Annotated in this window: 20 protein-coding genes; 13 read left to right on the forward strand and 7 right to left on the reverse strand. The window is 72.9% G+C overall.

Annotated features, from left to right (window positions below; all coding sequences use genetic code 11):
- The first annotated feature begins 35 nt into the window (after nucleotides 1-35).
- Complete coding sequence (locus DWV08_RS04975; RefSeq protein ID WP_115412780.1) at nucleotides 36-1,391, forward strand: ABC transporter substrate-binding protein; 1,356 nt, start codon at nucleotides 36-38, stop codon at nucleotides 1,389-1,391.
- 7 nt (nucleotides 1,392-1,398) lie between these two features.
- Here DWV08_RS04975 and DWV08_RS04980 read toward each other — a convergent pair whose 3' ends face one another.
- Entirely contained in the window at nucleotides 1,399-1,878 is a 480-nt protein-coding gene (locus DWV08_RS04980) for a PaaI family thioesterase (RefSeq protein ID WP_115412781.1), read from the reverse strand.
- A gap of 59 nt (nucleotides 1,879-1,937) precedes the next feature.
- Between DWV08_RS04980 and polA the strand changes: the two genes are divergently transcribed.
- The 7 genes from polA to aroD all read left to right on the forward strand — a co-directional run bounded on the left by polA (nucleotide 1,938) and on the right by aroD (nucleotide 11,117).
- Nucleotides 1,938-4,652, forward strand: coding sequence for a DNA polymerase I (polA, locus tag DWV08_RS04985; RefSeq protein ID WP_115412782.1), 2,715 nt, complete (start codon nucleotides 1,938-1,940; stop codon nucleotides 4,650-4,652).
- A gap of 246 nt (nucleotides 4,653-4,898) precedes the next feature.
- Nucleotides 4,899-6,386 (forward strand): 30S ribosomal protein S1, encoded by a 1,488-nt coding sequence (rpsA, locus tag DWV08_RS04990; protein ID WP_115412783.1) that lies wholly within the window; start codon nucleotides 4,899-4,901, stop codon nucleotides 6,384-6,386.
- 114 nt (nucleotides 6,387-6,500) lie between these two features.
- Nucleotides 6,501-7,331: an HAD-IIA family hydrolase gene (locus DWV08_RS04995; protein ID WP_115412784.1), complete on the forward strand. Its 831-nt coding sequence runs from the start codon at nucleotides 6,501-6,503 to the stop codon at nucleotides 7,329-7,331.
- Nucleotides 7,332-7,383: 52 nt separating this feature from the next.
- The gene (gene aroC / locus DWV08_RS05000) at nucleotides 7,384-8,640 is read left to right on the forward strand and encodes a chorismate synthase (RefSeq protein ID WP_115412785.1); all 1,257 of its coding nucleotides are present in this window, start codon (nucleotides 7,384-7,386) and stop codon (nucleotides 8,638-8,640) included.
- Entirely contained in the window at nucleotides 8,637-9,179 is a 543-nt protein-coding gene (locus DWV08_RS05005; RefSeq protein WP_115412786.1) for a shikimate kinase, read from the forward strand. Before aroC ends, DWV08_RS05005 begins: the two co-directional genes overlap by 4 nt.
- A complete protein-coding gene (gene aroB / locus DWV08_RS05010) occupies nucleotides 9,176-10,258 on the forward strand; it encodes a 3-dehydroquinate synthase (protein ID WP_115412787.1) in 1,083 nt (360 codons plus the stop codon). The genes DWV08_RS05005 and aroB overlap by 4 nt, the downstream gene beginning before the upstream one ends.
- A 7-nt stretch (nucleotides 10,259-10,265) precedes the next feature.
- The gene (gene aroD / locus DWV08_RS05015; RefSeq protein ID WP_241237404.1) at nucleotides 10,266-11,117 is read left to right on the forward strand and encodes a type I 3-dehydroquinate dehydratase; all 852 of its coding nucleotides are present in this window, start codon (nucleotides 10,266-10,268) and stop codon (nucleotides 11,115-11,117) included.
- A 53-nt stretch (nucleotides 11,118-11,170) separates the two neighbouring features.
- Here aroD and DWV08_RS05020 read toward each other — a convergent pair whose 3' ends face one another.
- On the reverse strand, nucleotides 11,171-12,052 hold the full coding sequence (locus DWV08_RS05020) for a trimeric intracellular cation channel family protein (RefSeq protein ID WP_162801502.1): 882 nt from the start codon (nucleotides 12,050-12,052) through the stop codon (nucleotides 11,171-11,173).
- 129 nt (nucleotides 12,053-12,181) lie between these two features.
- Between DWV08_RS05020 and coaE the strand changes: the two genes are divergently transcribed.
- From coaE to DWV08_RS05035, 3 genes are read left to right on the forward strand one after another with little or no spacing between them, the layout of a single operon-like run.
- On the forward strand, nucleotides 12,182-12,856 hold the full coding sequence (gene coaE, locus DWV08_RS05025; protein ID WP_115412789.1) for a dephospho-CoA kinase: 675 nt from the start codon (nucleotides 12,182-12,184) through the stop codon (nucleotides 12,854-12,856).
- 9 nt (nucleotides 12,857-12,865) lie between these two features.
- Nucleotides 12,866-14,968: an excinuclease ABC subunit UvrB gene (gene uvrB / locus DWV08_RS05030; RefSeq protein WP_115412790.1), complete on the forward strand. Its 2,103-nt coding sequence runs from the start codon at nucleotides 12,866-12,868 to the stop codon at nucleotides 14,966-14,968.
- Between the two features lie 4 nt (nucleotides 14,969-14,972).
- Nucleotides 14,973-15,488 (forward strand): NUDIX domain-containing protein, encoded by a 516-nt coding sequence (locus DWV08_RS05035; protein WP_115412791.1) that lies wholly within the window; start codon nucleotides 14,973-14,975, stop codon nucleotides 15,486-15,488.
- Between the two features lie 3 nt (nucleotides 15,489-15,491).
- On the opposite strand, the gene DWV08_RS05040 is transcribed toward DWV08_RS05035, so the two are convergent.
- From DWV08_RS05040 to DWV08_RS05050, 3 genes are all read right to left on the reverse strand, one after another.
- A complete protein-coding gene (locus DWV08_RS05040) occupies nucleotides 15,492-16,355 on the reverse strand; it encodes a type II toxin-antitoxin system HipA family toxin (protein ID WP_338142907.1) in 864 nt (287 codons plus the stop codon).
- A 72-nt stretch (nucleotides 16,356-16,427) separates the two neighbouring features.
- Nucleotides 16,428-16,640 carry a helix-turn-helix domain-containing protein gene (locus DWV08_RS05045; RefSeq protein WP_115412793.1) on the reverse strand — a complete coding sequence of 71 codons (213 nt, stop codon included), beginning with the start codon at nucleotides 16,638-16,640 and terminating at the stop codon, nucleotides 16,428-16,430.
- A 232-nt stretch (nucleotides 16,641-16,872) separates the two neighbouring features.
- Complete coding sequence (locus DWV08_RS05050) at nucleotides 16,873-17,352, reverse strand: pyrimidine dimer DNA glycosylase/endonuclease V (protein WP_115412794.1); 480 nt, start codon at nucleotides 17,350-17,352, stop codon at nucleotides 16,873-16,875.
- Between the two features lie 141 nt (nucleotides 17,353-17,493).
- Here DWV08_RS05050 and DWV08_RS05055 point away from each other — a divergent pair, with 141 nt between their 5' ends.
- Complete coding sequence (locus DWV08_RS05055) at nucleotides 17,494-18,201, forward strand: hypothetical protein (protein WP_115412795.1); 708 nt, start codon at nucleotides 17,494-17,496, stop codon at nucleotides 18,199-18,201.
- Nucleotides 18,202-18,240: 39 nt separating this feature from the next.
- Nucleotides 18,241-18,762, forward strand: a complete 522-nt coding sequence (locus DWV08_RS05060; protein WP_115412796.1) for an AAA family ATPase — start codon at nucleotides 18,241-18,243, stop codon at nucleotides 18,760-18,762.
- A gap of 73 nt (nucleotides 18,763-18,835) precedes the next feature.
- Here DWV08_RS05060 and DWV08_RS05065 read toward each other — a convergent pair whose 3' ends face one another.
- Together DWV08_RS05065 and DWV08_RS05070 are read right to left on the reverse strand one after the other, a co-directional pair.
- Nucleotides 18,836-20,590, reverse strand: a complete 1,755-nt coding sequence (locus DWV08_RS05065; protein ID WP_277601791.1) for a bifunctional 3'-5' exonuclease/DNA polymerase — start codon at nucleotides 20,588-20,590, stop codon at nucleotides 18,836-18,838.
- Nucleotides 20,587-21,264, reverse strand: coding sequence for an MBL fold metallo-hydrolase (locus tag DWV08_RS05070; RefSeq protein WP_115412798.1), 678 nt, complete (start codon nucleotides 21,262-21,264; stop codon nucleotides 20,587-20,589). The genes DWV08_RS05065 and DWV08_RS05070 overlap by 4 nt, the downstream gene beginning before the upstream one ends.
- Nucleotides 21,265-21,335 lie beyond the last annotated feature (71 nt).

The raw sequence follows: 21,335 nt of genomic DNA on the forward strand, positions 1-21,335 counted from the left end.
GGGGTGGGGCCCGGCGGGAGGGGGACACGGCGACGATGGCACTGGCACGACGGGACCTGGTGCGGGGGCTGGGCGCAGGGATCCTGGGGGCGGGGGCGCTCGGCGCCTGCACCCGCCGCAGGGACGGCCCGCCCACGCCGCCGCCCAGCGCGGAGCCGCTCACGGAGCCGGACACCCCGCTGGTGATCGCCCAGATCGGCGCGGACCACGGCCGCGCCGGCCAGGTGGAGGAGGCCGTCGCCGTCGCGCTCGACGAGGCCAGGATCGACGTCAACGCCCGGTGGGACGGCCTGTTCGGCCACGAGGTCGAGCTGCTGGAGCGGCACGTGGTCCACGAGCCCGGCGAGGACCTCGCCCCCGTGATCCGGGAGTTCGCCGAGGCCGGCGCGACCTGTGTGATCACCTCCGTGGACGAGGAGACCCTGATCGCCGCGATGCCCGCGCTGGTGGAGGCCGGGATGGCGGTGATCGACGTGCTCACCTCGGGGATGAGCGTGCGCTCCCAGGAGGTGCACACCGCCAACCTGCTGGTGCGGCTCTCGCCGGACGAGCGCACCCTGGCCGCGCGCTACGCCGAGGCGGCGCTGGGCAGCAGCTCGGACCGCGCGGGCGCCCCGGGCACGGTCGCGCTCCTCTCCCCGGACACGGCACAGGGCCGCAGCCTCCTGCACGAGCTCGAGCAGTACCTCAACCCCCGCAACGGCCGGGTGCTCTCCGCCCAGTTCTACGACGGGGACGGGATCGGCGACGTCGAGCAGCGGGTGCAGGCGGTGCTGGAGGAGCCCCCGGCCCTGCTGGTCGTCGAGGGCGGGCCGGAGACGGCCCCGTTCCTCTCCGCGCTCCACGAGGCGACGCTGGGCGAGAACGGCCGCCCCGAGGTGCAGTTCCCCCGCAGGCTGGGCCCGACGGCGACCGTGGACTACTCACGCATGCCGATCGCCGAGGACCTCGCGCCGGAGTGCCTGAGCGCGGCCACCGGCTACCAGCCCGGGGGAGAGGTGACGGTGGAGCACGAGAACATGATGCTCAACCGCAGCGCGGCCTTCCTCGAGACGGGGTACGCGTACTCGCAGCAGGCGTACGACGCGTTCACCATGGCGTGCCTCGCCGCCCAGCACGCGCTCTCGGTGACGGGCACCGCCCTCGCCGCGGCGCTCCCGGCGATCCTCACCGGGGCGGAGGAGTGCACCGACTTCGACCAGTGCCGGCGGGTGATGCGCACGGCCCTGGAGGTGGCGGACACCGCCACGATCTCCTATCGCGGCCGGATGGGGAAGCTGGAGCTGGGCCCGGGCGCCGACGCCCGCGTCGGGGAGCTGCGCGAGTACACCTGGTCCGAGGAGAACGCGCTGGGGCCGGGCACCGCGACGGGGTTCGAGGCGCCTGCGTGACGAGCGCTCAGCGCGGGGGCAGCAGCTGGGTCGCGACCGTCACCGTGCTCAGCAGCGCCCCGTCCTCGTCATGCACGTCCACCAGGTAGTTCGCGACCTGACGGCCCAGATGCCGCGCGCTGCAGCGAGCGGTCACCGTGCCGCCGCGGGCGGAGCGGTGGTGCAGTGCGGAGACGGAGGTGCCCACCGCCTGCGCGCCCTCGCCGTGCACCTCGCGGGCGCGGAGGATCGCGCAGAAGGACGCGATCGACTCCGCGAGCGCGATCGTCGCCCCGCCGTGCAGCAGACCCGCCGGCTGGGTGTTGCCCGCCACCGGCATCGTCGCGGTGCCCGCACCGGGGTCCAGGGTGCGCAGCTCGATGCCGCAGCGCTCCAGCAGGGTGCCGCGAAGCAGCGGTGCGAAGTGCGCGCGCAGCTCCTCCGTGACCGGGGGTGCGGTGCGGTGCGCGGGGGCGGCGGCGTCGGGGGCGAGGGAGGTGTGGTCCATGCTCCGAGACTGCCACAGGCGCGGGGCGCGACGGGCACGGACATGGGAGGATGCTCCTCATGAGTGCGAGTGACATCGACGACCAGCGCCTCCTCCTCATCGACGGGCACGCGATGGCCTTCCGGGCCTTCTTCGCGCTGCCCGCCGACGGCTTCAGCGACGGCCGGGGCCAGGCCACCAACGCGGTCTACGGCTTCGTACGCATGCTCATCAACGTGGTCGCCTCCGAGCGCCCCACTCATCTCGCGGTCGCCTTCGACCTGCCTGGCGGCACCTTCCGCGACCGCATCTACGACCAGTACAAGGGCGGCCGGGACGAGACCCCGGAGGCCTTCCACGGCCAGATCGGCCTGATCATGCAGGTGCTCGACGCGCTGGGCGTGCGGTGGCTGACCTACGAGGACTACGAGGCCGACGACATCATCGCCACCCTCGCCACCCGCGCCGAGGAGGCCGGCCACGAGGCGCTGATCGTCTCCAGCGACCGGGACGCGATCCAGCTGGTGGGGGAGAAGGTGACCCTCCTCCAGCCGGTCAAGGGCGTCACCGAGATGCGCCGCATGACCCCCGCCGCCGTGGAGGAGAAGTACGGGCTGGCCCCCGAGCGCTACCCCGACCTGGCGGCGCTGGTGGGCGAGGCGGCGGACAACCTCCCCGGCGTGCCCGGCGTGGGCCCCAAGACGGCCGCGAAGTGGATCGTGAAGTACGGGGACCTGCCCGGCGTGATCGCCCACGCCGACGAGATCACCGGCAAGGCCGGGCAGTCGCTGCGCGACCACCTCGCCGACGTGGAGCGCAATCGCCTGATGAACGCGGCCTGCACCACCCTGGACCTCCCCGCGGACGCCGAGCACTACGCGCTGGGCCACGGCGACAGGGCCCGCGTGATGGGGGTGTTCGACGATCTCGCCTTCGGCGACACCATCCGCCGCGACCTGCCCGCCGTGCTGCTCGGGGAGGAGCCGGAGGAGGGCACCGCCGCGGCCCCCGAGGAGACCGCGACCCTCGACGTCCGCGACGCCGCCTCCCTCGAGGCGCTGCTCGCCGCGGGCACGGAGCTGCTCGCGCTGGACGTGGTCGAGGACGTCCGCGGCGGCGCGATGATGGGCCTGGCCACGCCCACGACCCAGGGCGCGATCCTGCTCGGGGCCCTCGACTCCGAGGCCACCGAGGCCCTCGCCGCCGCGCTCGCGGCCGCGGAGGAGATCCGTGTGGCCGACGCCCCCTTCGTGCGCTCCTGGCTGGGGGAGAACGGCTACCCGCTCGGCGGGCGGCTGCGCGACCTGTCGCTGGAGTCCTTCGTGCTGCGGCCCGGGGCGCGCAGCTACGACGCGGAGGCGCTGGGGAGCGACCTGGGGGGTGCGAGCTTCGCGCCGCGGCCGCGCCGTCCTGCTCCGTCCACGCTGGCGAAGGAGAGCGCCGAGGTGCGGGCCGAGCACGTGGCCGCCGCGGGGGACCGGCTCGCCACCGCCGCCGCCGCTCTCCACCCCGCCGCGGAGGAGCTCACCGCACGCCTCGGCGAGGCGCCGTGGGCCCTGACGATCCTCGACGAGCTCGAGCGCCCGCTGCAGGCGGTGCTGGAGACGATGCACGAGCGCGGCATCGCGATCGACACCGCGGCGCTGGGGACCCTGCGCGAGGAGTTCGAGGGCTTCGTCGCCCAGGCCAAGCGCGAGGCCGGACAGCTCGTGGGGGAGGAGGTCAACCTCGCCTCGCCCAAGCAGCTCCAGGTGGTGCTGTTCGACACCCTCGCCCTGCCCACCACGCGGAAGATCTCCTCCGGCCACTCCACCGACGCCGAGTCGCTCACCGACCTGCAGGAGTCGCTGGACCCCGAGTCCACCGGCCACCAGTTCCTCTCCTGGCTGCTGCGCTTCCGCGAGATGAGCAAGCTGACCGGCTACCTGGTGGGACTCGACAAGGTGGTGGACACCGGCTCCCGAGTGCACACCACCTTCCAGCAGACCGCCGCCGCGACCGGGCGCCTCGCCTCCACGGAGCCGAACCTGCAGAACATCCCCGTGCGCACCGCCGAGGGGCAGCGGATCAGGGACGTGTTCGTCGCCGGAGAGGGCTTCGAGACCCTGCTCACCGCCGACTACTCGCAGATCGAGATGCGCATCATGGCCCACCTCTCGGAGGACGAGGGCCTGATCGAGGCCTTCCGCTCCGGGGAGGACCTGCACAACTTCGTCGCCTCGCGCGTGTTCGGGGTGAGCCCCGACGCCGTGGACCCGGCGATGCGCTCCAAGACGAAGGCCGTCAGCTACGGGCTGGCCTACGGCCTCTCCGCCTTCGGCCTGTCCCGCCAGCTGCGGATCTCCCGCGCCGAGGCGACGGCGCTGCGCGACGGCTACTTCGAGCGCTTCGGCGGGGTGCGCGACTACCTCCACCACAGCGTGGAGACCGCGCGCAGCACCGGATACACCGAGACGCTCCTGGGCCGCCGCCGGTACCTGCCCGATCTCACCTCGGACAACCGGCAGCGGCGCGAGAACGCGGAGCGCGTGGCGCTGAACTCCCCGATCCAGGGCAGCGCGGCGGACCTCATCAAGCTCGCGATGCTCGCGGTCGAGTCCCGCATGCGGGAGGCGGAGCTGCGCTCGCGGATGCTGCTGCAGGTGCACGACGAGCTGGTGGTGGAGGTCGCCCCGGGCGAGCTCGACCGGGTGCGGGAGATCGTGGAGGAGGGCATGGACTCCGCCTACGAGCTCTCCGTCCCGCTCGAGGTCGGGGTCGGGATCGGCCGCACCTGGCGCGAGGCGGCGCACTGACGGGTGCCGCGGGCGGCCCTCGTGCCGCGCGCGTCGGGACGGACATCACACCGGCGGGGGCGTCGCCGCGGGTCGGCGCCCTCGCACTCCGGGAGCGGGGCTGTTAGGCTTTCGAAGGTCTGTGCGCGAGTCGTCGCCGTCGTGGTCACCACGACGCCCCGCACCCGCCGCGGACAGGTCCTCCCCGGAGGGCCTGCATTCCCATCGACCCTACTCATTTCCTGTCCCGACGGAGTCCATACCTACATGACCGACACCACGACCCCCCAGATCGCCATCAACGACATCGGTGACGCCGACGAGCTCATGGCCGCCATCGATGCCACCATCAAGTACTTCAACGATGGCGACATCGTCGAGGGAACCGTGGTGAAGGTCGATCACGACGAGGTCCTCCTGGACATCGGCTACAAGACCGAGGGCGTCATCCCCTCGCGCGAGCTGTCCATCAAGCACGACGTCGACCCCGGCGAGGTCGTCGAGGTCGGCGACGAGATCGAGGCCCTGGTCCTCCAGAAGGAGGACAAGGAGGGCCGGCTGATCCTGTCCAAGAAGCGCGCCCAGTACGAGCGCGCTTGGGGCACGATCGAGCAGATCAAGGAGGACGAGGGCGTCGTCACCGGTCGCGTCATCGAGGTCGTCAAGGGCGGTCTCATCGTCGACATCGGCCTGCGCGGCTTCCTCCCCGCCTCCCTCGTCGAGATGCGTCGCGTCCGCGACCTGCAGCCGTACGTCGGCCAGGAGATCGAGGCGAAGATCATCGAGCTGGACAAGAACCGCAACAACGTGGTCCTGTCCCGCCGCGCCTACCTGGAGGAGACCCAGTCCGCGGTCCGCTCCGACTTCCTGCAGACCCTCCAGAAGGGCCAGGTCCGCGAGGGCGCCGTGTCCTCGATCGTCAACTTCGGCGCCTTCGTCGACCTGGGCGGCGTGGACGGCCTGGTGCACGTCTCCGAGCTGTCCTGGAAGCACATCGACCACCCCTCCGAGGTCGTCGAGGTGGGCCAGAAGGTCAAGGTCGAGGTCCTGGACGTCGACATGGACCGCGAGCGCGTCTCCCTGTCGCTGAAGGCGACCCAGGAGGACCCGTGGCAGCTCTTCGCCCGCACCCACGCCATCGGCGAGGTCGTGCCCGGCAAGGTCACCAAGCTGGTGCCCTTCGGCGCGTTCGTCCGCGTGGAGGACGGCATCGAGGGCCTCGTGCACATCTCCGAGCTGGCCCAGCGCCACGTGGATCTGCCGGAGCAGGTCGTCACCGTCGACCAGGACGTCTTCGTCAAGGTCATCGACATCGATCTCGAGCGTCGCCGGATCTCCCTCTCGCTGAAGCAGGCGAACGAGGGTGTGGACCCCGAGGGCGACGACACCACCTTCGACCCGGCGCTCTACGGCATGGCCGCGGAGTACGACGCCAACGGCGAGTACAAGTACCCCGAGGGCTTCGACCCGGAGACCAACGAGTGGCTCGAGGGCTACGACGCCCAGCGCGAGGAGTGGGAGGGCCAGTACGCGGCCGCCTACGAGCGCTGGACCGCCCACAAGGCCCAGGTCGCCGAGGCGCTCAAGGCCGACGAGGAGTCCGCGAACGCCCCGGCCGCCGCGGCGTCCTCCTCCTCGACCGCGGATGCCGGCGCCGCCGCGCAGACCTCCTACCAGTCGAGCTCCTCGGACGAGGGCACGCTCGCCTCGGACGAGGCCCTGGCCGCGCTGCGCGCCAAGCTCACCGGCAACTGATCGCCTGATCCGTTCCACGGACGGCCCGGTCCCCGCACTGCGCGGGGGCCGGGCCGTTCCGGTTCCGCTGGGACGCATGCGGTGTTCCGGCGCCGCAAGCGGCACACTGGTGCCATGAACGCCACGCTCGAGTCCCATCCGATCCACACCTGGCTCACCGACATGGACGGGGTGCTCGTCCACGAGCAGGCCGCCCTGCCGGGAGCCGCGGAGTTCATCTCCGCCCTGCAGCAGTACGGTCGGCCCTTCCTGGTGCTGACGAACAACTCGATCTTCACCCCCAGGGACCTGCGCGCACGGCTGTCCCGCAGCGGCATCGAGATCCCCGAGGAGTCGATCTGGACCAGCGCCCTGGCCACCGCGCGCTTCCTCGCCGAGCAGCAGCCCGGCGCGGCCGCGTACGTGATCGGGGAGGCCGGGCTCACCAGCGCGATGCACGAGGAGGGGTTCATCCTCGCGGACACGGAGGTCGAGTTCGTCGTGCTGGGGGAGACCCGCACCTACTCCTTCGAGTCGATCACCCGGGCGATCCGCCTGATCCGCAACGGTGCGAAGTTCATCGCCACCAACCCTGACGTCACCGGGCCCAGCGCCGAGGGGCCGCTGCCGGCCACCGGGTCGGTCGCCGCGATGATCACCGCCGCCACCGGCATCGAGCCGTACTACGTGGGCAAGCCGAACCCGCTCATGATGCGCACGGCCCTGAACCGGATCGGCGCCCACTCGGAGACCTCGATCATGATCGGGGACCGCATGGACACCGACGTGAAGTCCGGGCTGGAGGCGGGGATGCGCTCGGTGCTGGTGCTCACCGGGTCCACGCACCGCGACGAGATCGTGCAGTACCCCTACCGGCCCACCGCCGTGCTCGGCGGCATCGCCGACGTGGTGCCGCTGGTGGAGCAGCTCACACCGCTGGAGTCCGTGGAGCTGGACGAGGACTGATCGCCCCGGACGGGACGTCGTCGGCGGGGCGCCTCATGAGAGAATCGGTGCCATGTTGCGCTGGCTCACGGCCGGGGAATCCCACGGCCCCTCCCTCCTCTCCCTGCTCGACGGCGTCCCGGCCGGCATCGAGCTGACCAGTGACGATCTGAAGGACGCGCTCGCGCGCCGGCGCCTCGGCCATGGCCGCGGCAGCCGGCAGAAGTTCGAGCAGGACGTGCTGACGATCCACGGCGGTCTGCGCCACGGGCGCACCCTCGGCTCCCCGCTCGCGATCGAGATCGCGAACTCCGAGTGGCCGAAGTGGGAGAAGGTGATGAGCGCCGATCCGGTGGCCCGCGAGGACCTGCTGGTCGATGCCGGCACCGGGGACGAGCGCGAGATCGCCCGCAACCGCCCGCTGTCGCGGCCGCGTCCCGGCCACGCGGACCTCTCGGGCATGCTGAAGTACGGCTTCGAGGAGGCGCGTCCGGTCCTCGAGCGCGCCAGCGCCCGCGAGACCGCCGCCCGGGTGGTCGCCGGGCGCGTCGCCGCGGCCCTGCTGGAGCAGTCCGCGGGGATCCGGCTGGTCTCGCACACCCTGCAGACGGGCTCCGTGCGCGTCCCCGAGGACGCTGCGCTGCCCACCCCGGAGGACGTCCCGCTGCTGGACGCCGATCCGCTGCGCTGCTTCGATCGCGAGACCTCGGCCGCGATGGTCGCCGAGGTGGACTCCGCGAAGTCCGACGGCGACACGCTCGGCGGCGTCGTCGAGGTGCTCGTGTACGGCGCGCCGGTGGGTCTCGGCTCCCACGTGCAGTGGGACCGGCGCCTGGACGGCCGGCTGGCGCAGGCGATCATGTCCATCCAGGCGATGAAGGGCGTGGAGATCGGCGACGGCTTCGCCACCGCCGGCCGGCGCGGTTCCGTCGCGCACGACGAGATCCTCGCCGCCCAGGACGCGCCCGAGGACTCCGGGCGCACCTTCCCCCGGGTCACGAACCGGGCCGGCGGCGTCGAGGGCGGCATGACCAACGGGCAGGTGATCCGGGTGCGCGGCGCTCTCAAGCCCATCTCCACGGTGCCGCGCGCGCTGCGCACCGTGGACGTGGCCACGGGGGAGCAGACCACTGCCAACCATCAGCGCTCCGACACCTGCGCCGTCGCCCCCGCCGCCGTGATCGCCGAGGCCGTGGTCGCGCTGACCCTCGCCGACGCCCTGCTGGAGAAGACCGGCGGGGACTCGGTGGCGGAGATCCGCGCCCACCTGGAGCAGACCCGGTCCCTGCAGTCGGCGCTCACCGACCGCCGCCCGGACAGCACTTCGTGACCGGCCCGCTCGCGATCCTGATCGGCCCGATGGCGGCCGGGAAGACGAGCGTGGGCCGCGCCCTCGCGTCCCGGCTCGGGGTGCCCTTCGCGGATCTCGACGCCCTGATCGTCGAGGCCGACGGCCGCTCCATCGAGGAGATCTTCGCGGCCGAGGGCGAGCCGGGCTTCCGTGCGCTCGAGGCCGCGACCCTCGCCGAGGCGCTCACCGCGCAGGAGGGTGTGCTGTCGCTCGGCGGCGGCGCGCCGCTGCACCCCGAGTCCCGCGAGCGTCTGCGCGGCGCACCGGTGATCTGGCTCGACGTCGACGAGCAGGTCGCGGCGCGCCGTCTCGGCCAGGGCGCCGGCCGCCCGATGCTCGACGGCGGGGACCCGATGGCCCGCTGGCGCGCCCTGGCGCACGAGCGCGGGCCCCGCTACCGCGAGCTCGCGGCGCTGCGGATCGACTCCGGCCACGGAAGCCCCGCCCGGGTGGCCCGCGCGATCCTCGCCGCCCTGCAGCTCGAGCACACCACCTCCCGCGAGAAGGAGCACCCATGAGCACCACCGCGATCCCCGTGACCACCCCGACCGGAGGATACGAGGTCCATGTGGGCCGCGGCCTCCTGCCCACCCTGCCCGCGCTGGTCCCCGAGCGGGCCCGGCGCGTGGTCCTGGTGCACCAGCCCAGCCTGCGCGAGGTGGCGGAGGAGCTCCGCACCGCCCTCGCGGACAGCGGCCGGCAGGCCTTCGCCGCCGAGATCCCCGACGGGGAGGAGGCCAAGACCGCCCAGGTCGCGGGCTTCCTGTGGGGTGTGTGCGGCCAGGCGGAGATCGGCCGCGGCGATCTCGTGATCGGGCTGGGCGGCGGCGCCGCCACCGATCTGGCCGGCTTCGTCGCCGCCTCCTGGCTGCGGGGCGTGGACGTGCTGCAGGTGCCCACCACCGTGGCCGCGATGGTGGATGCCGCCGTGGGCGGGAAGACGGGCATCAACACCGCCGAGGGCAAGAACCTCGTCGGCGCCTTCCACCCGCCGATCGCGGTGGTCGCGGATCTCGACGTGCTCGGCGCCCTGGGCGCGAACGACGTCGCCGCCGGGCTCGCCGAGGCGGTGAAGGCCGGCTTCATCGAGGACACCGCGATCCTCGAGATCGTCGAGCGGGATCCCGCGGCGGTGCTCGACGTCACCTCGGAGGCGTTCCGCGAGGTGGTCGAGCGGGCCATCCGGGTCAAGGCCCGCGTGGTCTCCGCGGATCTGCGCGAGGCGGGCGAGCGGGAGATCCTCAACTACGGCCACACCCTGGGCCACGCCATCGAGCGCAACGAGCGGTACCTGTGGCGCCACGGGGCCGCCGTGAGCATCGGCATGATGTTCGCCGCCGAGCTGTCCCACCTCTCCGGGAAGCTCTCCGAGGCGGAGGTGGATCGTCACCGCCGCATCCTCACCTCCCTCGGGCTGCCCACCACCTACCGCGACCGGCAGTGGCCCAAGCTCGAGGACGCCATGAAGCGCGACAAGAAGACCCGCGCCGGGCTGCTGCGCTTCGTGGTGCTGGACCGGATCGGGAAGGTCTCCCGTGTGGAGGGACCGGACCCGGCCCTGCTGCTGTCCGCCTACGCCGCGATCACCGAGGAGTGAGCCGACCATGACCGAGGAGAGCACCGACCCCGCCCCGAGCACCGGCCCCGACGAGGCGACGGACGTGCGCCGTCGCACCGCGACCGTGCGGGGGATCGAGCTGGGCCGTGCGCGCCCGGAGATCATCGTCCCGCTGGTGGGCGAGGACGCAGACGCGCTGCAGGCCCAGGCGGAGGCCGCGACCGCCACCCGGGCGCGGATCGTGGAGTGGCGGCTGGACCGCTTCCGCCCGGACCTCGAGGACGCGCAGGAGCACCGCGAGGCGGTGCTCGACGCGCTGCCGGCGCTACGTGCGCTGCTGGGCCCGGACCGCGCGCTGCTGGTCACCTTCCGCACCACCGCGGAGGGCGGCGCCCGACCGCTCGCGGATCGCGACCTCGGGGTGCTCCTCGAGTCGCTGATCACCGGTCGGCGGGCCGGCACGCAGTCCGCCGTGGACATGGTGGACATCGAGACCGCGCGCACGGCACGGGTGGTGGAGCGCGTGATCGCCGCCGCCCACCGTCATGGCACCGTGGTGGTCGGCTCGTTCCACGACATGGAGGGCACACCGAGCGAGCAGGAGCTCGTCGAGACGCTGCGGGCCCAGCGCCGTCTGGGGGCGGACGTGCCCAAGATCGCCGTCACCCCGCACGGCCCGCGCGACGTCCTCACCCTGCTCTCGGCGAGCGTCGCCGTCGCGGAGGATCTCTCCGGCCCGCACATCGCGATCAGCATGGGTGCGCTGGGGGCGACCAGCCGGGTGGCGGCGGAGACCTTCGGCAGCGCGGCCACCTTCGCCAGCGTGGGGGAGGGCTCCGCCCCGGGGCAGCTCGGCGCCCAGGACGTGGCCGGGATGCTGGAGCTGCTGCGCCCCTGAGCCGGGCCGGGGGCGAGCGGCGAGGTGGGACGGGCGGCGCCGCGGGGCAGTGCTCAGCCGCGCTCGGTGCCGGTCTCCCGCTCGTGCTCGGCGGTGCCGGGCAGGTGCTCGGCCCCGTCGGCGAAGATCCTGTCCTCGTAGTCCGCGGCATCGAGGTCGTCGGCCGCGGCGTCGGCGGCGAACTCGTCGGTGCGGGTGTCCACCACCGGCACCGTCCCGGTCTCCAGCGCGACCCGCTCCCGCTCGTCCTTGCGGGTGCGGCGCACCAGGCGCTTGAGCTGCGCGGCGGACATCGTCACCTGCCACTCGCTGTGGGCGGGCAGGGTCCAGCGCCGCCAGGCGGCGATCCCGGCGAGCAGCGAGCCGACGGCCACGGCCACCAGCACCAGCGGGGAGGGCAGGCCGAGGGCCACCACCGCCCAGGTGAGCACCGCGGTGAGCATCGCCCCGGTGGCGTACAGCGGGCCGCCGCCGAAGATCGCGGGGATCCGCCCCACGAGCACGTCGCGGATCACCCCGCCGCCCACGGCGCTGGTGACCCCCAGCAGGATCGCCGGCAGCACCTCGAGACCGTAGCCCAGGGACTTCGCGGTGCCGGTGGCGGCCCACAGCCCCATCGCGGTGATGTCCAGGACGGTCACCAGGCGGCGCCACCAGCCGCCCTCGGCGTTGATGAGGAAGGCGAAGGCGGAGCCGGCCAGCGCGCAGGTGAGATACAGGGGATCGTCGAAGGCGGCGGGGACGGGCACGCCCAGGATCAGGTCGCGCACGATGCCGCCGCCGAGGCCGGCGGCGATCCCGATGATCGCGAAGCCCACCGCGTCGAAGTTCAGCCGCGAGGCGAGGGCGCCCGCGGCCACGCCCATCACGAACACGCCCAGCAGGTCCATCGCGCGCAGCACGTCGTTGGTGATCAGCAGCTCGAGGGGATCCACCACAGCACCGTACGGTCCCGGCCCCACCTGCGGGAACAGGCCCGTGACCGCTCTTACGGCGCGCCTCGCGCGTCGACGCCTCGGGCCCGTCGCCGGCGGGCGCCGCGGGCCCGGCCGTAGACTGGCGGGATGGCTCCCACCTCTGCCGGCCCCTCCGTCGTGCGCCTCGGTCTCACCGGCGGGATCGGTGCGGGCAAGTCCGCCGTCGCGCAGATCTGGCGGGACGCCGGGGTGCGGGTGATCGATCTCGACGCCCACTCCCGCGCCGTGCTGGACCGCCCCGGGGACGGGCTCGAGGAGGCGATCGCCCGCTTCGGCGAGCAGTACCGCAGCGACGAGGGCACCGCGGACCGCGAAGCGCTGGCCCGTCTGGTGTTCTCCGACGCCGCCGCCCGCGCGGACCTCGAGCGGATCGTCCTGACCCGGGTCGACCGCGCGGTCGGGGAGGAGGAGGCGCAGGCCCGCGCCGCGGGGGAGAGCCTGCTCGTCCACGACAGCCCGCTGCTGCTGGAGAAGGGACACGACGACGGCCGTTACGCGCAGGTGATCGCGGTGATCGCCCCCCGTGCGCAGCGCGTGGAGCGCGTGACCGCCTCCCGGGGCAGGCCCCGGGACTACACCGAGTCGGTGATGGCCGCACAGGTGAGCGACCTGGAGCGGATCCGCCGCGCCGATCGCCTGCTGATGAACGGGCAGGGCCTCGGGGCGCTGCGTGAGCGCGCGCTCGCGCTGCTGGCCGCGCTTCGCGAGGAGCTGACACCTCCCGCGTCACGGAGGACTCCTCCTGTCCTGCCCGGGTCGTAGGCTCGTGCCATGCGTCCCGTCACCGATCTGGTCCGCGCCGAGCACCCCTTCGAGGTCGTCTCCGAGTACTCGCCCTCGGGCGATCAGCCGCAGGCGATCGCCGATCTCGCCAAGAGGATCGACGACGGCGAGCAGGACGTGGTGCTCCTCGGCGCCACCGGCACCGGCAAGTCCGCGACGACCGCCTGGCTGATCGAGCAGGTGCAGCGCCCCACCCTGGTGATGGCGCACAACAAGACCCTCGCCGCGCAGCTCGCCAGCGAGTTCCGGGAGCTGCTGCCGCACAACGCGGTGGAGTACTTCGTCTCCTACTACGACTACTACCAGCCCGAGGCGTACGTCCCGCAGTCGGACACCTACATCGAGAAGGACTCCTCGATCAACGCGGAGGTGGAGCGGCTGCGCCACAGCGCCACGAACTCGCTGCTCACCCGCCGCGACGTGGTGGTGGTCTCCTCCGTCTCCTGCATCTACGGCCTGGGCACCCCGCAGGAGTACGTGGACCGGATGGTGCAGCTGAGCGTCGGCCAGGAGCTGGACCGCGACGAGCTGCTGACCCGCTTCGTGGACATGCAGTACGACCGCAACGACGTCGCCTTCGAGCGCGGCACCTTCCGCGTGCGCGGGGACACGGTCGAGATCATCCCGATGTATGAGGAGCTCGCGATCCGCATCGAGTTCTTCGGCGACGAGATCGACGCGCTGTACACCCTCCACCCGATGACCGGCGAGGTGATCCGGCAGGAGGAGCACATCCACATCTTCCCCGCCTCGCACTACGTGGCCGGTCCCGAGCGGCTCTCCCGCGCGATCGGCACGATCGAGACGGAGCTCGCCGAGCGGCTCGAGGAGCTCGAGGGGCAGAACAAGCTGCTGGAGGCGCAGCGGCTGCGCATGCGCACCACCCACGACCTGGAGATGCTGCGCCAGATGGGCTCCACCAACGGGGTGGAGAACTACTCCCGCCACCTCGACGGGCGTGAGCCCGGCACCGCCCCGAACACCCTCATGGACTACTTCCCCGAGGACTTCCTGCTGGTCATCGACGAGTCCCACGTGACCGTCCCGCAGATCGGCGCGATGTACGAGGGGGACCGTTCCCGCAAGCGCACCCTGGTGGACTTCGGCTTCCGCCTCCCCTCGGCGCTCGACAACCGGCCCCTGACCTTCTCCGAGTTCACCGAGCGCACCGGCCAGACGGTCTACCTCTCCGCCACCCCTGCCGAGTACGAGCTGAACCGCGCGAACGGGGTGGTCGAGCAGATCATCCGGCCCACGGGCCTGGTGGACCCCGAGGTGATCGTCAAGCCCGTCACGGGCCAGATCGACGACCTGCGCGAGGAGATCGAGAAGCGGGTGCAGCGCGACGAGCGCGTGCTCGTCACCACGCTCACCAAGCGCATGGCCGAGGACCTCACCGACTTCCTGCTCGAGAACGGGGTGCGGGTGCAGTACCTGCACTCGGACGTGGACACGCTGCGCCGCATCGAGCTGCTGCGCTCCCTGCGCCAGGGCGAGTTCGACGTGCTGGTGGGCATCAACCTGCTGCGCGAGGGCCTGGACCTGCCCGAGGTGTCGCTGGTGGCGATCCTGGACGCGGACAAGGAGGGCTTCCTCCGCTCCCGCACCTCGCTGATCCAGACGATCGGCCGCGCGGCCCGCAACGTCTCGGGACAGGTGCACATGTACGCCGACAGGATCACCGACTCGATGCAGGAGGCGATCGACGAGACCAACCGCCGCCGCGAGAAGCAGATCGCCTACAACACCGAGCACGGCATCGACCCGACGCCGCTGCGCAAGCGGATCGCGGACGTCACCGACATGCTCGCCCGCGAGGACATCGACACCGACACGCTCATGGCCACCGACTACCGCTCCGGGAAGGACAAGGTGGCCCGGGACCGCGCCCGCGCGAACGCGGTCGAGTCGGTGCAGGGCCGCAAGGTGGACCTGGGCGACGATCCGGTGGGCGCGCTCACCGGCATGATCGACGAGATGACGGCCCAGATGCACCAGGCCGCCGAGTCGCTGAACTTCGAGGTCGCGGCCCGGCTGCGCGACGAGGTGCAGGAGCTGAAGAAGGAGCTGCGCGCGGTGCAGCGGTCCTGAGCCGATGACGACAAGGCGCGGGCGCGCGCTGGGCGCCGTGCTGACCGCCGGGCACCGGCTGCGCCGGTTCTGGTGGCGGGTGCGCACGCCGCGCACCTACGGTGTGAAGGTGCTGCTGCGCCACCCCGAGCGGCCCGAGCTGTTCCTGGCCGTGCGCCATTCCTACGTGGACCAGGACCGGTGGGCGTTGCCCGGAGGGCGCTACCGCCCTGCCCGGGAGACTCCCGCCTCGGCGGCCAGGCGCGAGGTGCGCGAGGAGCTCGGCCTCGCGATCCGGGGCGAGCTCGCGGAGCTGAGCACCCTCGAGGCGAGGACCGAGGGCAAGCGCGACACCCTCACGCTCCTGTCGGGCAGCGCCGACGGGTTCGAGGTGCGCACCTCCCTCGAGCTGCGCGAGGTCCGCTGGCTGCGCATCGACCTCGCCGACGTGCCGGACGGGGACCGCGTCTCGCGCTGGCTCCGCCTCGCGCTGGAGCGCGACGTCGACCGGGCCGACGACGGAGCTTCCGGACCGACGTGAGTCTCACGGCTCCAGCTGCGCGCGGCGATGGCCGATCTCCCGCAGCGCGACGTGCAGCGGGGAGCCCTCAAATGGCAGCGTGCGCAGATCGGCCTTCTGGGCTGCTCGCAGCGCGAGAGCCATCGCGCTCCGGGCGGCCGGCGGCGGGAGCCCGAGCGAGTCGGCGAACGACTCCCAGTGACGGGTGCGGAGGCTCGTGGTGCGTCCGTCGACGCTCAGGGCCATGGTGAAGTCCCGATAGACCGCCGTGCAGGGGACGTCGTAGATCGGGGCCACCTGCCAGCGGCCGTCCGGAGCCCGCAGGATCGAGATGTTCTTCGCGTGCAGGTCTCCGTTCCCGGTGAGCCACGCGAAGAGGAACTGCAGATACAGATTGCGCACGGCGAGCATGGGGGCTGCCGTGCGCCGTGCGAGGGCGAGGGCCGCCTCCTCGCTGGTGACCGCGTACTTCGCGGCCGGCAGGACGTCGAGCACCTGCGCCGCGTCCTCCATGGCCAGACGATCGCTCGCGCCGTCCTCGACGAGAACCCGGTCGAACCTGGTCACGAGCAGACCGGGGACGCCCTGCCCGTCTCTCACCACTCGATGCTCGGCGACGGGGAGGCGCAGCGCCCGGGCCGCAGCGAGGTGGAGCTCCTCGTTCGCCACGAGATGCGGATGGTCCGGCGGATCTATCTTCAGCAGCGCCCGCTCGGCCGTGGTGGTGAACGGCGAGGTGAGCATGGTGGCCGACGCCTTGGCCTGCACACCGGGAAGGGCATGGCGGTCAGGGGCATCGGTGAGGGAGCGGAAATCGAGGTGAGCGGGGTCCGCGTCCGCGAGCGGTGACGGCTCCGCGGGGACGCTTCCCGCCGGAACTACCTGCACGTCCCCGGGGGCGTCGGCGCCGACGGCGAGCAGGAGCGTCAGCTCGTCGTCCGCCGAGGTCCGGAAGCTGGTTCACGGCGTGACCGTCACGTGCAGGCCGAGCACGGTGAGCACGGTGAGCACGGACCGCAGTGCGGGGCTGCCCGCGCCGGACTCGATGTCGCGCAGCGTGCGGTCGGACACCCCGGAGAGTTCGCCGAGCTGCTGCTGCGTGAGCTCGGCCTCCTTGCGGGCTCGACGGATCGCAGCGCCGATCTCTGCCGCGGGGTCGAGATGGTGAGTCATGCCGGAACGATCCTTCCGAATGCCGGGTCGATGCGAGGAAGTCTGCCACCACTGCTCCTGTTTCGGAAGAATGCTGCCGAAACGCCTGGGTGGCTGCGTGACGTGCTGTCGCACTGTGTCCGTCGTCCCGACATCAGAAGAATCCTTCCGGTTCTTTCCGGGTGTGCCGGCGCTGCGGTCTCCGCAGCGTCCCGGCATCGACGGGCGCGGCGTTCTCGAGGCAGCTGTGTGCTCAGCGCGGCAGCTCCTCGGCACGCTCCCAGCTCTCGACAGGGCCGGCCACCACCTCGAACAGCGGATGCGCCGTCGGCCCCGCCAGCGCTCTCGCACGCTCCCAGTGCTCCGGACTGCGCACTTCGAGCTTGTGGAGCAGATGCCGCCACTCGAGGTCGAGCTGACCGACGGCGACCTGGATCCTCGGCACATCGTCCTCGCGTCCGTCCCCGCCCTTGACCGCCGGGGCGGGCCGGTGGTCGATCCGGGAGCGGTCGAAGCGGTACCCGCGCGTCGACGCCTCCTCGGCGAGGACCGCGAGATACGCGCCGACCGATGCGAGGGGATCGGCCTGTGCGCGGAAGCGCTCGAGCTGGGGATGGGATCGGTACCCTCGCGTGCGCCCGGCCAGCACCGCCTGGGCCAGCAGCGACTCGCGCCAGCAGCCCGTGAGGCCCTGGCGGTCGAGGTGGCGGGGATGCAGTGACCACAGACGCATCGGGCCATCGTCCCTCATCCGAGGAGGAGCGGCGAAGGTCGCCCCCCGCGCCGACGATCGCCGTCCGTCCCGGTCGGTGTTCCCCGATAGCGTCGTGGACGCGCCCCGCGGCGCGTCTCGTCGCGAGAGAAGGAGGACCCCGTGCCCCAGTCCCAGCGCTCCCGGATCGTGTCCCTGGCCGTCGGCACCGCCGCCGCGTCCGGCCTCGGGATGATCCCGGTGCACCGCCTCCCGCGCCCGGTGCGCGCCGGCTATGTCGCGCTCCCCGCGATGCTGACCTCAGGCGTCAGCCTCCTCGCAGCGCAGGGACGGCCGGGAGCAGCGGACGGCGGCGATGCGCCGCGTCGTCCCCGCGGGCTCCGGATGCCGACCCTCCCCGAGGCGGCTCTCTCGCTCGCCCTCGGCGGCCTGATGGCCGGAGCCGGTGCGGCCGGCCTCCGACTGGATGGCGCGGTCGAAGGCTTCCTGCGCCGGCGCGGCGTGCAGGCCCCTCGCGTCTGGATCGGGCTCGCCACAGGTGCGGTGACCCTGGCCTCGACCCTCCTCGACGAGCGGGCCCCCGAGAACGCAGCCACGTCGAGGCAGGAGCAGGTCCTCACCCTCCTGACCCGGGAGGACCCGATGGGTCTCGCCCCGGGCACGGACGGCGTGCCCGAGGACGAGTACGCCCCGGAGGCGGCGGCGATCGCGGAGCTGCTCCGCCCAGGAACCGAGCCCACCGCCGCACAGCTCGACGAGCTCTGGCAGGACTGGTTCTCCCAGCCGCTCAGCCCGCTCCTGGGCGAGCGTCGCATGGAGTTCCTGCTCGAGGAGCTCTCCGCGCTGACCCCGGAGCGCACAGGCGTGTAGTGCCCGGGACGGGGCCCCGAGATCTGCCAGGATCACGCGATGACGACTCCTCGATGCGCGCCGCCGTTCGTCGTCCTGCGCGGCAACTCCGCCTCGGGGAAGTCCACGATCGCGCGCCGGGTCCAGCGCGCCCTGCCGCGCGGCGAGGTCGCGGTGATCGGGCAGGACCATGTGCGCCGCGAGCTGCTGTGGGAGCACGACAGCGGCCCGGGCGACACCGTCGGCCTGCTCGAGTCGATGGTCCGGCACTGCCTCGGGATCGGGCGGATCACAGTCCTCGAGGGCATCTTCGGCGCCGAGCGGTACCACGGCATGTTCGCGCGGCTGCTGCAGGATGCCCCCGGCCCGCCCCTCGTGTACTACCTCGACGTGAGCCTGCCGGAGACGCTGCGTCGCCATGCCGGGAAGTCGATCGCGGCGCACGTGCCCGCCGAGGTGGTCGCGGCCTGGTACCGCCCCCACGACGTGCTCGGCGTCCCCGGGGAGCTGGTCCTCGGCGAGGAGCTCGACGAGGAGGCGATGCTCGAGCGGATCCTCGCGGACCTCGCACGGCACGGGTGACGGTGGTCCTCCGCTGCACGCCGCGCCGGTCTCCTCCGCACTGCGGCAGCGGTCGCAGGGAGGCCCGCGGCGCTCACTTCTCCGCCGAACGCTCCGTGATCGACAGATCCAGCGGGAAGTCGATCGGACTGCCGGGGAAGAGCAGCCGCCCGGCGGCGTCGGCGCACTCCCGGATCGCGGCGGCCGCGGCCTCCGCCTGCGCGGCCGGGGCGTGCACGATCACCTCGTCGTGGAGGAAGAACGCCAGATGCGCCCGCCGGGAGAACACCGGCCCCGAGGCGTCGGCCCGCTCGTCCGCGGCGACCTCCGGGAATGCCGCCAGGCGCAGCCGGAGCGCCGCCATCCACGACAGCGCCCATTCGGCCGCGGTGCCCTGCACCACGAAGTTGCGGGTGAAGCGGCCCCGCTCACGGGCCGTGCGGCGGGCGCGCTCCTGCTCGGCGGGTGTCGACTCGGGGCCGAAGGCGCTGCGCTGTGCGAGCGTCCACGACTCCTCGACGGCGGGGGAGGAGCGCCCCAGCCAGGTGGACACCGTGCCGCCGCGCTCCCCGGTCGCCGCGGCGCCGTCCACCAGCGCCATCGCGTCGGGGAAGGTCTGCCGCAGCCTCGGCACCACGCGTCCGCTGTCCCCGGTGGTGCCGCCGTACAGCGCCCCCAGCACCCCGATCTTCGCCTCCTGCCGGGTGGGCACGATCCCGGCCTCGACGATCCCGGAGTACAGGTCCTTCCCGGCACCGGCGGCGATCATCTCGCCGTCGCCGGACATCGCCGCCAGCACCCGCGGCTCCAGCTGGGAGACGTCGGCGCTGACCAGGCGCCATCCGGGGTCGGCGCGCAGCGCCGGGCGCAGCTGTCGCGGGATCTGCAGCGCCCCGCCGCCGCTCGAGGCCCAGCGGCCTGTCACCACGCCGCCGGGCACGTACACGGGCCGATACCGGCCCTCGTGCACCCACTCGTCCAGCCATGCCCAGCCGTTCGCGGTGAGCAGGCGGGACATCTTCTTGTACCGCAGCAGCGGCGCGATCGCCGGATGATCCTTCCCCTGCAGCTCCCACTGCGAGGTGGAGGGGACGTCGATCCCGGCCCGGTGCAGGGCGCGCAGCAGCTTCGGCGGCGAGTCCAGGGACACGGTCGCATCGTCCAGCGCCTCGCGCACTTCGGCCGCGGCCTCGACCATCCGGGAGGGGAGGGTGCCGGGGGAGGGACGCGGTCCGAGCGCCTCGGTGAGGATCCTGTCGTGCTCGGCCACGTCCCAGGGGATGCCTGCCGCCTGCAGCTCGGCGGCGATCAGCGCGCCGGCCGATTCCGCGGCGAGCAGCAGGCGCAGCCGCGCCGGGTCCTCGGCGGCGGCGATCGCCTGCTGCTGGCGGGACAGCTCCGCGCAGGCCTCCTCGATCCCGTCGGGCACGCCGTGCGAGGCCGAGGAACCACAATCCAGCTCGAACAGCGTCGCGCCGAGGTCCTGCCCCCGGGCCGGCTCCTCCGGCTCGTGCGGCGTGTCCCAGGCCGTCGGCCCGCCGCCCCGCTCCGCGGCCGGGACGAGCTCCGAGTGGCGCAGGATGCGGTGCACCAGGCGCAGGTCGTGGCAGCGGGCGGGCGTCACCCCCGCACGCAGCAGCACGGGGGACCAGGCGGCGGCATCACTGAGCACCCAGCGGGGGGCGCTCTCCGCCTCGAGGCGCGCCGCCAGGGCCGGCAGCTCGGCCGTCCCGCAGCTCTGCTCCGCCGTGATCGTCCCGCCGGGGGCGAGCGTGCGCACCGCGATCCGAGCGCCCTCCGCCCGGCCCAGCACGCAGAGGGGCGGGCCCGGCGGAGGGGGAGCGGTCACCAGCCGCGCTCGCGCCAGGCCGGCAGCGAGGGCCGCTCCGCCCCGAGGGTGGTGTCGTCGCCGTGCCCGGGGTACACCCAGGTGTCGTCGCCGAGACGGTCGAAGATCCGCTGCTCGACGTCGTCGATCAGCTGCGCGAAGCGCTGCGGATCCTTGTCGGTGTTGCCCACGCCGCCCGGGAAGAGGGAGTCACCGGTGAACAGGTGATCGCCCTCGTCGCCGCCGCGCCACAGCACCGCGACGGAGCCGGGGGTGTGGCCGCGCAGATGGATGATCTCCACCTGCTGCTCGCCGAACTCGAGCACGTCCCCGTGCGCGAGCGGGACGTCGATCCGTTCGGCGATCTCCTTCGCGTCCTCCGCACCGGCGGCGGTACGGGCGCCCGTGGCGGTGATCATCGCGGCCAGCGCGCCCACGTGGTCGTGGTGGCTGTGGGTGGTGACCAGCAGGTCCAGGGCGTTGTGCGCGGAGCCCGCCGCGATCATCCGGCGCAGCGCGTCCGGCTCCGCCGCGGCGTCGATCAGCAGCTGCGCGCCGGTGGCGCGGCAGGTGAGCAGATAGGCGTTGTTGTCCATCGGCCCCACGGAGAGCTTGCGGATCTGCAGGTCGCGGAGGTCGCGGGTGGTGGGTTCGCCCCCGGGCTCGGCGTGTCCGGTGTAGTCATGATCAGCCATGCCCCCAGTATGTCGCCTTCGTCTCTCCCGAACAACTGTTCGAACGGCGGTGCGGGTGCCTAGTATGGCCC

The organism is Brachybacterium saurashtrense, from assembly GCF_003355475.1.
GTDB classification, from domain to species: Bacteria; Actinomycetota; Actinomycetes; order Actinomycetales; family Dermabacteraceae; genus Brachybacterium; species Brachybacterium saurashtrense.